This window comes from Silicimonas algicola, assembly GCF_003148765.1.
GTDB lineage: Bacteria > Pseudomonadota > Alphaproteobacteria > Rhodobacterales > Rhodobacteraceae > Silicimonas > Silicimonas algicola.
The window spans coordinates 142580-153977 of sequence record NZ_QGGV01000004.1 but is presented as its reverse complement, the minus strand read 5'-3'; the positions used below and the strand labels follow the sequence as shown (position 1 = coordinate 153977).

9 protein-coding genes are annotated in these 11398 nt (G+C 63.5%); 5 read left to right on the top strand and 4 right to left on the bottom strand.

Annotated features, from left to right (window positions below; genetic code table 11):
• Positions 1-144: 144 nt before the first annotated feature.
• From rimP to infB, 4 genes are read left to right on the top strand one after another with little or no spacing between them, the layout of a single operon-like run.
• Complete coding sequence (gene rimP / locus C8D95_RS10650) at positions 145-732, top strand: ribosome maturation factor RimP (RefSeq protein ID WP_109759168.1); 588 nt, start codon at positions 145-147, stop codon at positions 730-732.
• A gap of 3 nt (positions 733-735) precedes the next feature.
• Positions 736-2367, top strand: a complete 1632-nt coding sequence (nusA, locus tag C8D95_RS10645) for a transcription termination factor NusA (protein WP_109759167.1) — start codon at positions 736-738, stop codon at positions 2365-2367.
• Positions 2368-2388: 21 nt separating this feature from the next.
• Positions 2389-3006 carry an RNA-binding protein gene (locus C8D95_RS10640; RefSeq protein ID WP_109759166.1) on the top strand — a complete coding sequence of 206 codons (618 nt, stop codon included), beginning with the start codon at positions 2389-2391 and terminating at the stop codon, positions 3004-3006.
• 10 nt (positions 3007-3016) lie between these two features.
• Complete coding sequence (gene infB / locus C8D95_RS10635; protein WP_109759165.1) at positions 3017-5518, top strand: translation initiation factor IF-2; 2502 nt, start codon at positions 3017-3019, stop codon at positions 5516-5518.
• Between the two features lie 64 nt (positions 5519-5582).
• On the opposite strand, the gene C8D95_RS22760 is transcribed toward infB, so the two are convergent.
• The 4 genes from C8D95_RS22760 to C8D95_RS10620 all read right to left on the bottom strand — a co-directional run bounded on the left by C8D95_RS22760 (position 5583) and on the right by C8D95_RS10620 (position 8363).
• Positions 5583-5705 carry a hypothetical protein gene (locus C8D95_RS22760; RefSeq protein ID WP_277601027.1) on the bottom strand — a complete coding sequence of 41 codons (123 nt, stop codon included), beginning with the start codon at positions 5703-5705 and terminating at the stop codon, positions 5583-5585.
• A 91-nt stretch (positions 5706-5796) separates the two neighbouring features.
• Complete coding sequence (mutT, locus tag C8D95_RS10630) at positions 5797-6195, bottom strand: 8-oxo-dGTP diphosphatase MutT (protein ID WP_109759164.1); 399 nt, start codon at positions 6193-6195, stop codon at positions 5797-5799.
• Entirely contained in the window at positions 6192-7421 is a 1230-nt protein-coding gene (gene argJ, locus C8D95_RS10625; RefSeq protein WP_109759163.1) for a bifunctional glutamate N-acetyltransferase/amino-acid acetyltransferase ArgJ, read from the bottom strand. Before argJ ends, mutT begins: the two co-directional genes overlap by 4 nt.
• Positions 7422-8363, bottom strand: a complete 942-nt coding sequence (locus C8D95_RS10620) for a peptidylprolyl isomerase (protein WP_109759162.1) — start codon at positions 8361-8363, stop codon at positions 7422-7424.
• 180 nt (positions 8364-8543) lie between these two features.
• On the opposite strand from C8D95_RS10620, the gene secA reads away from it, so the two are divergent.
• Entirely contained in the window at positions 8544-11243 is a 2700-nt protein-coding gene (gene secA / locus C8D95_RS10615) for a preprotein translocase subunit SecA (RefSeq protein WP_109759161.1), read from the top strand.
• Positions 11244-11398: the final 155 nt, after the last annotated feature.

Below are 11398 nucleotides of genomic sequence, written 5' to 3'. Positions count from 1 at the left end.
GAGAGCTGCGAAGTCACTTGCCATTCGGGTCGCCCGGTCGTATATGCCCTTCAACAGCGGCGCGTCGGCTTCCAAACCCGAGGCTCCACCGGAAACCGCAACGGGCCCGCTGGCCCGTTTTTTTGTGCCTGAACGCCAGAACCCATGTCCGACCTGATCGCAAAGACCAGCATCGACCGACGGCTCTCCGAGATCGTTTCCCCTGTCCTCGAGGACATGGGGTTCGAACTGGTGCGCTTGCGTCTGATGGGCGGCAAGTCGCCGACGTTGCAGATATTGGCCGACAAGCCCGACGGCGGGATCGAAGTCGACGATTGCGCGAAGATCTCCACCGCGGTCAGTGCGACGCTGGACGTGGAAGACCCGATCGAGGACGCCTATGCGCTGGAGGTTTCCAGCCCCGGGATCGACCGTCCCCTGACGCGCCTGAAGGATTTCGAGGTCTGGAAGGGCCACGAAGCCAAGATCGAGACGCATGAACCCATCGACAGCCGCAAGCGGTTCAAGGGCGAGCTTCAAGGTGTCGAAAACGGCGAGATCCTGATCGAGATCGACGTGAACGGCGTTCCCACGGTCATCGGCCTTCAGTTCGACTGGCTGTCGGACGCAAAGCTTGTCCTGACCGACGACCTTATCCGCGACGTGCTGCGGGCCCGCAAGGATGCCGGCCACGTCGACGAGACCCAATTCGACGAAGTACAGACCATCATGGATGGCGACGAGGAGACCTGAGACATGGCGATCACATCCGCAAACCAGCTTGAACTTCTCCAGACGGCGGAAGCCGTTGCGCGCGAGAAGATGATCGACCCGGGCCTGGTGGTCGAGGCGATGGAAGAGAGCCTCGCCCGTGCCGCCAAAAGCCGCTACGGCGCCGAGATGGACATCCGCGTGTCGATCGATCGAAAGACGGGACGCGCGACCTTCACCCGTGTCCGCACCGTGATCGGACCGGACGATGAGCTGGAGAATTATCAGTCACAACTTACCGTCGCGCAGGCGAAGCAGTACCTGGACGAGCCGAAGCCCGGCGACACGATCGTGGAAGAGGTTCCGCCCGTCGAGATGGGCCGCATCGCCGCGCAGTCGGCCAAGCAGGTCATCCTTCAGAAGGTGCGCGAGGCCGAACGCGATCGCCAGTTCGAGGAGTTCAAGGACCGCGCCGGCACGATCATCAACGGCGTCGTCAAGCGCGAGGAATACGGCAACGTCATCGTCGACATCGGTCGGGGCGAGGGCGTCCTGCGCCGGAACGAGAAGATCGGGCGCGAAAGCTATCGCCCTGGCGACCGCATCCGCTGCTTCATCAAGGATGTCCGCCGCGAGGTGCGCGGTCCGCAGATCTTCCTCAGCCGGACCGATCCGCAATTCATGGCCGAATTGTTCAAGATGGAAGTGCCCGAGATCTATGACGGCATCATCGAGATCAAGGCGGTGGCCCGCGACCCGGGTTCGCGCGCGAAGATCGCCGTCATCAGCTATGACAACTCGATCGATCCCGTGGGCGCCTGCGTCGGTATGCGCGGCTCGCGCGTGCAGGCCGTGGTGAACGAGCTTCAGGGCGAAAAGATCGACATCATTCCGTGGAACGAAGATGCGCCGACGTTCCTCGTCAACGCTCTCCAGCCGGCCGAAGTGTCCAAGGTCGTTCTCGATGAGGACGCCGGCAAGATCGAGGTCGTGGTTCCCGAAGAGCAGCTTTCGCTGGCGATCGGCCGTCGCGGCCAGAACGTGCGGCTGGCGTCGCAGCTGACCGGTCTCGATATCGACATCATGACCGAGGAAGAGGAAAGCCAGCGCCGCCAGAAGGAATTCGAAGAGCGGACACAGCTGTTCATGGACACGCTGGATCTGGACGAGTTCTTTGCGCAGCTTCTGGTATCCGAGGGATTCACCAACCTCGAGGAAGTGGCCTACGTCGACCGCGACGAGCTTCTGGTGATCGACGGCGTCGACGAAAGCACGGCGCAAGAGCTTCAGGCGCGCGCCAGCGACTATCTGGAAGAGCAGAACAAGAAGGCCGAGGCCCGCGCCCGCGAGCTTGGCGCCGAAGACAGCCTGTTCGAGTTCGAAGGTCTGACTCCGCAGATGATCGTCGTTCTCGCCGAGGATGGGATCAAGACACTGGAAGATTTCGCGACCTGCGCCGACTGGGAGCTGGCTGGTGGCTGGACGACCGAGAACGGCGAGCGCAAGAAGGACGACGGTCTGCTCGAGAAGTTCGACGTGGGACTTGAAGAGGCTCAGGCGATGGTCATGACGGCCCGTACCCAGCTTGGATGGATCGACCCGTCGCAACTCGAGGCCGAAACCGATGAAGACGCCGAAGGCGAAGGCGACGACGAAACCGAGGAGGTCGGGGCCTGATGGCCCCGGCAGGTAGCTCGATTGACCCGAGGCGGCAAACCCAAGGAGCACGGCGACCCTGAACGCCGATGCATCGCGACCGGCGAAGTCCAGCCCAAGCGTGGGCTGATCCGCTTTGCGGTGTCGCCGGACGGTAAAATTGTCCCCGACATCCTTGAAAAACTCCCGGGAAGGGGCATCTGGATAGCGTCTGAGCGGTCTGCGCTGCACACCGCCGTGACGAAACGCCTGTTCTCACGCGCCGCGAAGCAGCCGGTCGAGGTCTCGGAGACCCTGGTCGACGATGTCGAGACCCTGCTTGCCAAGCGGCTGACGGACGGCATTTCGATGGCCCGGAAGGCCGGTGCCGCCGTAGCGGGATACGAAAAGGTCAAGGACTGGCTTGGCCGCGAGGAAGCCCGCATCCTGTTTCAGGCCACCGACGGCTCTGAACGTGGCAAGTCGAAGCTCCATCCGCCGGGCGGCCGGGGCAGCTTTTTCGAGGTCTTGACCTCGTCAGAATTGGGTTTGTCCTTCGGGCGCGAACGTGTGATACATGCGGCGCTCGGACACGGCGGACTCACTGAACGGATCAGAGAGGACGCCATCCGGCTATCCGGCGTTCGCGATTTGCCGTCCAAGGGGACGGCGGGAAGTTGAAGAAGATTACATGAGCGATACAGACGGCAAGAACACACTGGGACTGCGCGGACGCGGACCTGGCCAGGTGAAGCAAAGCTTCAGCCACGGCCGGACAAAGAACGTCGTCGTCGAGACGAAGCGGAAGCGCGTCGTCGTGCCGAAGCCGGGTGCCGCAAAGGCTGCCCTGAAGACAGGTGCGGTCCACTCGCCCGCGACCAATCCGTCGAATCGTCCTGCGGGCATCTCGGATGCCGAACTGGAACGCCGTGTGAGGGCTGTCGCCACAGCGAACGCTGTCGCCGCCGAAGAAGCCGTCCGCCGCGAGCAGGAAGCGCGGGACCGCGCCGAAGAACGCGAGCGTCGCCGCGCCGAAATCGAAGCCAAGGAGCGCGAAGAGAACGAGCGCGCCGAGAAGGCTCGCGCCAAGGCCGAAGAGGAAGAGCAAAAGAAACGCGAGGAAGAAGAGCGCGTCGCGGCAGCAGCCGCAGCGGCCGCCCAGCCTGCAGTTCCGGCCGAGGACGCTGCCTCGCGCGCGGCCAAGACGGCCCCGGCCGCGGCGCCCCGCCGTGAGCGCGACGACCGCGACGACCGGCGCGAAAAAGGCACCCGCGTGGTTCGCGATGACGCCCGCCGTTCCGGTAAGCTGACGCTGAATCAGGCCTTGGCCGGCGGCGAGGGTGGACGCCAGAAGTCTCTCGCCGCGATGAAGCGCAAGCAGGAGCGCGCGCGCCAGAAGGCAATGGGCGGTCAGCAGGATCGCGAAAAGGTCATGCGCACAGTTCAGCTTCCCGAGGCCATCATGGTGTCGGAACTGGCCAACCGCATGTCCGAGCGTGTGGCCGACGTGGTCAAGTCGCTGATGAACGCCGGGATCATGGCGACACAGAACCAGGCGATCGACGCCGATACTGCGGAGGTCATCATCGAGGAATTCGGTCACAAGGCGCAGCGCGTCAGCGCGTCCGACGTAGAGCAGGTCATCCACTCGGTCGAGGACAACGCGGTTGATCTTCAGACCCGTCCCCCGGTTATCACAGTCATGGGTCACGTGGATCACGGCAAGACATCGCTTCTGGACGCCATCCGCAGCGCCAAGGTTGTGTCCGGCGAGGCCGGGGGCATCACCCAGCACATCGGCGCCTATCAGGTGACGACAGAAAGCGGCCAGAAGCTAACCTTCCTCGACACGCCGGGCCATGCCGCCTTCACCTCCATGCGGGCCCGTGGCGCGCAGGTGACGGACATTGTGGTGCTGGTCGTGGCGGCCGATGATGCCGTCATGCCGCAGACGATCGAAGCCATCAACCACGCCAAGGCCGCCAAGGTCCCGATGATCGTTGCGATCAACAAGATGGACAAGCCTGCCGCCAATGCCGACAAGGTGCGGACAGACCTTCTTCAGCACGAAGTCGTGGTCGAGAAGATGTCCGGCGACGTGCAGGACGTCGAGGTTTCCGCGATCAGCGGCAAGGGACTGGACCAGCTTCTGGAAGCCATCGCCCTTCAGGCCGAGATTCTTGAACTCAAGGCGAACCCGGAACGCAACGCTCTTGGCGCCGTCATCGAGGCCAAGCTCGACGTGGGCCGCGGTCCTGTCGCGACTGTCCTCGTGCAGAACGGCACATTGCGGCAGGGCGACATCTTCGTCGTCGGCGAACAGTGGGGCAAGGTCCGTGCGCTGGAGAACGACAAGGGCGAGCGCGTCAAGGACGCGGGCCCGTCGGTCCCGGTCGAGGTCCTGGGTCTCAACGGCACGCCCGAGGCGGGCGACGTCCTGAACGTCGTTTCGACCGAGGCACAGGCCCGCGAGATCGCTGACTATCGTGCCAGCCTGGCGAAAGAAAAGCGCGCAGCCGCCGGCGCCGCGACGACTCTCGAGCAGTTGATGCTGAAGGCCAAGGAAGACGAGAGCGTCACCGAGATGCCGATCGTCGTGAAGGCGGACGTCCAAGGGTCGGCCGAAGCCATCGTTCAGGCGATGGAGAAGATCGGCAACGACGAGGTCCGCGTGCGCGTCCTGCACTCGGGCGTCGGCGCGATCACCGAGTCCGACATCGGCCTGGCCGAGGCGTCCGGTGCCCCCGTGTTCGGCTTCAACGTCCGGGCAAACGCGCCCGCGCGCCAGGCCGCGAACCAGAAGGGTGTCGAGATCCGCTATTACAGCGTGATCTACGACCTCGTCGACGACGTGAAGCAGGCCGCCTCGGGTCTTCTGTCCGCCGAAGTGCGAGAAAAGTTCATCGGCTACGCCCAGATCAAGGAGGTCTTCAAGGTCTCCAACGTCGGCAAGGTCGCGGGCTGCCTCGTCACCGAAGGCGTGGCGCGCCGGTCTGCCGGCGTGCGTCTTCTGCGCGACAACGTCGTGATCCACGAGGGTACGCTCAAGACGCTCAAGCGCTTCAAGGACGAGGTGGCCGAAGTCATCTCTGGCCAGGAATGCGGCATGGCGTTCGAGAACTACGAGGACATTCGCCCCGGCGACGTCATCGAGATCTTCGAGCGGGAAGAGGTCGAGCGCAGGCTCGCCTGATCGGGCGGGAACTGAAGTGCTTGAGGGGTCGCCGTTCGGCGGCCCTTTTTCGTTCAGGAGGGCGTCAGACGGGCTGGCCGCTTACGATGCGGTTGCCGATGCGGACCGACACGCGGCCATCGGCGAGCGTCTGTACGAAGATACCCCGCGCTGACACGCAGCTGCCAAGCAGAATTGTTTTGAGCATGTGCCGACGTCCCCCCCAGGCAGGCATCTACCGAGCTACACGAAGCCTTGGGTGAAATCACCCAAAATCTGCTCACCTTTCGGATAGGGCCTTAGAGCCAGTCGCGCAGGATCGGGATCAGAGGCAGATCGGCGGGCGGCATGGGATAGTCGCGAAGTGCTGTCGGCCGAACCCATTTCAGCACCTGGCCCTCGCGCGCCGTAGGTGTGCCCTGCCATTTGCGGCATGCGAACAGCGGCATCAGCAGGTGAAAGTCGTCATAGCTGTGGCTTGCGAAGGTCAGGGGGGCGAGGCAGCTTTGCCAGGTTTCAATCCCGATCTCCTCGTGAAGCTCGCGGATCAAGGCTGCCTCGGGCGTTTCGCCGGGTTCGACCTTTCCGCCCGGGAACTCCCACAGACCAGCCAGGCTTTTCCCTTCCGGGCGTTGCGCCAGCAAAATCCGCCCGTCGGGATCGATCAGCGCAACGGCCGAAACAAGGACTGTCTTCACGACCTGTAGTCTGCGTTGATCGCTATGTATTGCGCGGTCAGATCGCAGGTGAAGACGGTCGATGTCCCTTGACCGAGGCCCAAATCCACCGAAACAGTGACGTTTTCACCCTTCATGTGCGCCGCCGCATCGGCCTCGCGATAGCCGTCCGCGACCATGCCGTTCTCCGCGACGAGAATATCACCGAAGCGGATGGAAAGCCGGTCCCGGTCGGCTTCGGCGCCGGATTTGCCAACGGCCATGACGACGCGGCCCCAGTTGGGATCCTGGCCAGCAATTGCGGTCTTGACGAGAGGGGAGTTGGCGATGGCCATGGCGACACGGCGCGCGTCGGCATCCGATGCTGCGCCCAAGACGTTGACCGTCACGAATTTAGTCGCCCCCTCGCCATCCTTGACGACCTGCTTGGCGAGGTCGTCCATCACCTCCTCGAGCGCCTGAGCGAACGCGTCGTCTTCCCGAACGTCGACGCCCGACGCCCCGGTGGCCGCGCAGAGGAGTGTATCCGAAGTCGAGGTGTCGCTGTCGACGGTGATACAATTGAACGTGCGATCCGTGGACCGCGAGACGAGCGACTGAAGGTGCGCACGGTCGGTCATCGCATCGGTGAAGATGTAGACCAGCATCGTCCCCATATCGGGAGCAATCATGCCGGAACCCTTCGCGATCCCGGCGATAGTGACTATTTTTCCGTTCACTTCGAACGTTCTGACCGATCCCTTGGGGAAGGTGTCTGTCGTCATGATCGCACGTGCGGCGTCCGCGATGCCCGTCTCGGTGAGGGTGTCACGCAAGGCCGCAATGACAGCAGTGATGCGGTCATGGGGGAGCGGCTCGCCGATGACGCCAGTAGAGGAGGTGAAGACCCGACCCTCGGGAATGCCGAGGGCGTCCGACACCTTGGCGGTCACCGCCCTCACCGCCTCGACACCCCGGATGCCGGTGAAGGCGTTCGAGTTGCCGGAGTTGACCAGAATGGCGGCGCCTTCATCAGACCCACCCCCGATCTTCGCTTCGCAGTCCAGAACGGGCGCCGACCGTGTCCTCGAGCGCGTGAACGTGCCCGCCATGACGGTGCCCGGCGCCAGCTCGGCCAGCATCACGTCGGTGCGGCCAGCGTAGCGGACGCCAGCGGCGACCGTCGAGAAACGGACGCCGGCAATAGGGGGAAGGGCGGGAAACCCGTCCTTCGGCGCAAGCGGAGAGACGGGATATTTTCCAGCCATCTATTCCCCCAGGAGGCTCAGATCGTCGAGGACCGCAGGGTCGATGTCGGCCGAGGATTTGCGCGTCACATCGGCCGCCGAGGTCAGTTCTTCGATCCGCGCCTCGATGGCGCTGCGCTGCACCTGATCCATAAGCTCGGTGCGAACGTCATCGAGGGCCGGCGCCGTTGCCTGGCGCGTCTCGTTCAGCTTGATGACATGCCAGCCGAACTGCGTCTGGACCGGAGCCGACACGCTGCCGGGCTCCATGGCTTTGACGGCAACTTCGAAGGGTTCGACCATCGCGCCTTCGCCGAACCAGCCCAACTCGCCACCGCGGGGGCCGGATGGGCCGGTCGACTTGGTCTTGGCCAATTCGGCGAAGTCGGCGCCGCCGTTGATTTCCTCGACGAGCGCCTTCGCCTCATCCTCGGTCGCAACCAGGATGTGGGACGCGTTGTACTCCGTCCCAGGCTCGGCCGAGCCATAGCTTGCGTCATAGGCGGCTTGCAGGGCCTCGTCCGTCACCGCGGACTGGGCCAGACGCGACAGCTCTTCATTGGCGCGAAGCGCACGCATTTCGTTGTCGATGGTCAATTGCGACCCAGCCGATAGCTGCTCGACTTCTTGACCGAGAAGGGTCTGCTGCACGAGCTGGTCGAGGATCCCGTCGAAAAGGACATTCGGCGGAAGCTGGCGATACTGCTCCGGCAGGCGCTGCTTAAGCACGATCATGTGTCCAAGCGTGATATCCGTGCCGTTCACTGTGGCGACAACGGTCTCTGCATCCGGCGCTTCGCCCGCCGGGGCCTCGGCGACGGGGGCGTCGGTCGCGGGCGCTTCGGCGGCCGGGGCGTCGGTGGAAGGGGTTTCCGCGACCGGAGTGTCCTGGGCTGCTGCAAATGTAGGCAGGCACAGGGCGACGGCGGTCGCCAGGGCCGGCAGGGTTGGCCTGATGGTCATTTGTTTTCCTCGCTCGAAGCCGCGCGGGTCCGCGACGTTGACAGTCTGAAACCCGCCCCTTACATCGCTGAACGTTGTGGTGAGGCGGCAATCGCTTCGCCGTTCTATGGCGGGCCGGTGGCACGGGCAAGCGCATCCCCTCACACGATCTCGTCAGGTTCACGCGAAAAGGCGGTTTGAATGCTCGGATTCGGAACGATTGCAAAGAAGGTCTTTGGAACGGTCAATGACCGCAGGATCAAGGCAACAGACCCTCTCATCGCGCGGATCAACGCACTGGAGCCCGAGTTCGCGGCGCTGTCGGATGACGGTCTGAAGGCGAAGACGGCCGAGTTCAAGGAGCGTGTGGCGAAGGGCGAAAGCCTTGACGACCTGCTTCCCGAAGCCTTTGCGAACTGCCGTGAGGCCGCCAGGCGCGCCCTGGGTCTGCGGGCCTTCGACGTACAGCTCGTCGGTGGCATCTTCCTGCACCAGGGCAACATCGCCGAGATGAAGACCGGCGAGGGCAAAACCCTTGTCGCCACCTTCCCGGCCTACCTGAACGCGCTGACGGGCAAGAACGTCCATATCGTGACGGTGAACGACTATCTCGCGAAGCGGGACTCAAGCTGGATGGGGAAGGTCTATGCGCAGCTCGGCCTGACGACCGGCGTGGTCTATCCCGGCCAGAACGAAGCCGAGAAGCGCGAGGCCTACAAGGCCGACATTACCTACGCCACGAACAACGAGCTTGGCTTCGACTACCTTCGCGACAACATGAAGGCGTCGCTGGCCGACATGGCGCAGCGAGGGCACTATTACGCCATCGTCGACGAGGTCGACTCGATCCTGATCGACGAGGCGCGGACGCCGCTGATCATCTCGGGACCGAGCCAGGACCGCTCCGAGCTTTACAGGACGATCAACGAGATCATTCCCGAGGTCCTGCCCGAGCACTATACGCTCGACGAGAAGACCCGAAACGTGACCTACACGGAAGAGGGCAACGAGTTCCTGGAGCAGCGGCTCCACAGCGCCGGTCTTCTGCCGGAAGAGCAATCGCTTTACGATCCCGAGTCAACGACGCTGGTTCACCACATCAACCAGGGTCTACGTGCGCACAAGCTGTTCACGAAGGACAAGGACTATATCGTCCGCAGTGACGAAATCGTCCTGATCGACGAGTTCACGGGCAGGATGATGGCCGGTCGGCGTCTTTCCGACGGTCTCCACCAGGCGATCGAGGCCAAGGAAGGCGTCCAGATCCAGCCCGAGAACGTGACGCTCGCCAGCGTGACATTCCAGAACTACTTCCGCCTCTACGAAAAGCTTGCCGGTATGACCGGCACGGCGGCGACCGAGGCCGAGGAGTTCGGCGAGATCTATCGCCTTGGCGTGGTCGAGATCCCGACGAACCGCGATATCGCCCGCGTGGATGAGGACGACCAGATCTATCGCACGGCCCGCGAAAAATACGATGGCATCGTCAAGGAAATCCGCGCCGCGCACGAAAAGGGCCAGCCGGTGCTGGTCGGCACGACCTCCATCGAGAGGTCCGAATTCCTCTCCGGATTGCTGGAAAAGGAAGGCATCCCGCACAAGGTGCTGAATGCCCGGCACCACGAGCAGGAAGCGCAGATCGTTGCAGATGCCGGCAAGCCGAACGCGGTGACCATAGCGACGAACATGGCCGGCCGCGGTACCGACATCCAGCTTGGCGGTAACGTCGAACTGCGGGTGCTGGAAGCTTTGGAGGCGGATCCCGACGCCGATCCCGAAGTGATCCGGTCGCGCATCGAGGCCGAGCACGCCGACGACAAGCGGAAGGTGCTGGAGGCGGGTGGCCTGTTCGTCCTCGGCACCGAGCGCCACGAAAGCCGACGGATCGACAACCAGCTTCGCGGCCGTTCGGGCCGTCAGGGCGACCCCGGCCGTTCGGCGTTCTCCCTGTCGCTGGAAGACGACCTGATGCGCATTTTCGGATCCGAGCGTCTGGACAAGGTCCTGCACACTCTCGGGATGCAGGAAGGAGAGGCGATCCAGCACCCTTGGGTCAACAAGTCGCTGGAGCGCGCGCAGGCCAAGGTGGAGGGCCGCAACTTCGACATCCGCAAGCAACTTCTGAAGCTCGACGACGTTCTGAACGACCAGCGCAAGGTCATCTTCAAGCAGCGCCGCGAGATCATGGAGACGAATGACGTCGAGGAAATCCTTCAGGACATGCGGCACGAGGTCATCGACGATCTGGTCGACACCTACATGCCTCCCAAGTCCTATGCGGACCAATGGGACACCGTCGCGCTGAAGGCCGAGATCGAGAAGAAGGTGGGCATCACCGTCCCGATCGTTGAATGGGCCGAGGAAGAGGGCGTCGACGACCACGACATCCGTGAGCGTCTCTATGAGAAGTCCGACGAGTTCATGGCCGCAAAGGCGGATGCCTTCGGGTCCGAGAACATGCGGTCGATCGAGAAGCAGATCCTGCTTCAGACGATGGATGCGAAGTGGCGGGAGCACATCCTGACGCTCGAGCATCTTCGGTCCGTCGTTGGCTTCCGTGCCTATGCGCAGCGCGACCCGGTGAACGAGTACAAGACCGAGGCGTTCCAGCTTTTCGGCAGCCTGATCGACGGTCTGCGAGGCGAGGTCTCCGAGAAGCTGGCGCATATCCGGCCAATGACCGAAGAAGAGCAACAGGCGATGTTGCAGCAGATGGTCGCCCAGAGGCAGGCACAGGCAGCGGCGGCGACCCCGGTCTCCAACGACGCCGATCCGGCGCCGACAGGGGCGGTCGAGGGCTTCGACGAGACGGATCAGTCGACCTGGGGCAATCCGGGCCGGAACGACGCCTGTCCCTGCGGATCGGGCAAGAAGTTCAAGCATTGCCACGGAGCTCTCTGACCTTCGGCCTGTGGCCCAATCGTCTCAATACCGGGTGAAATCCCGCCGGCAGCACTTGCGGGCGGGCGTCCTTGCCGATTTTCCCTAGTCTGTCGGAGAAGAACTCGGACCCGTCGCAGAGCGGGCCGGACGGAGGCAGAGATGGGCATACCTTT

Excerpts from the sequence above, each read along its gene's own strand:
- C8D95_RS22760 (WP_277601027.1), bottom strand. The coding sequence starts at position 5,705 with ATGCTCAAAACAATTCTGCTTGGCAGCTGCGTGTCAGCGCGGGGTATC.
- rimP (WP_109759168.1), top strand. The coding sequence starts at position 145 with ATGTCCGACCTGATCGCAAAGACCAGCATCGACCGACGGCTCTCCGAG.
- infB (WP_109759165.1), top strand. The coding sequence starts at position 3,017 with ATGAGCGATACAGACGGCAAGAACACACTGGGACTGCGCGGACGCGGA.
- argJ (WP_109759163.1), bottom strand. The coding sequence starts at position 7,421 with ATGGCTGGAAAATATCCCGTCTCTCCGCTTGCGCCGAAGGACGGGTTT.
- C8D95_RS10620 (WP_109759162.1), bottom strand. The coding sequence starts at position 8,363 with ATGACCATCAGGCCAACCCTGCCGGCCCTGGCGACCGCCGTCGCCCTG.
- nusA (WP_109759167.1), top strand. The coding sequence starts at position 736 with ATGGCGATCACATCCGCAAACCAGCTTGAACTTCTCCAGACGGCGGAA.
- secA (WP_109759161.1), top strand. The coding sequence starts at position 8,544 with ATGCTCGGATTCGGAACGATTGCAAAGAAGGTCTTTGGAACGGTCAAT.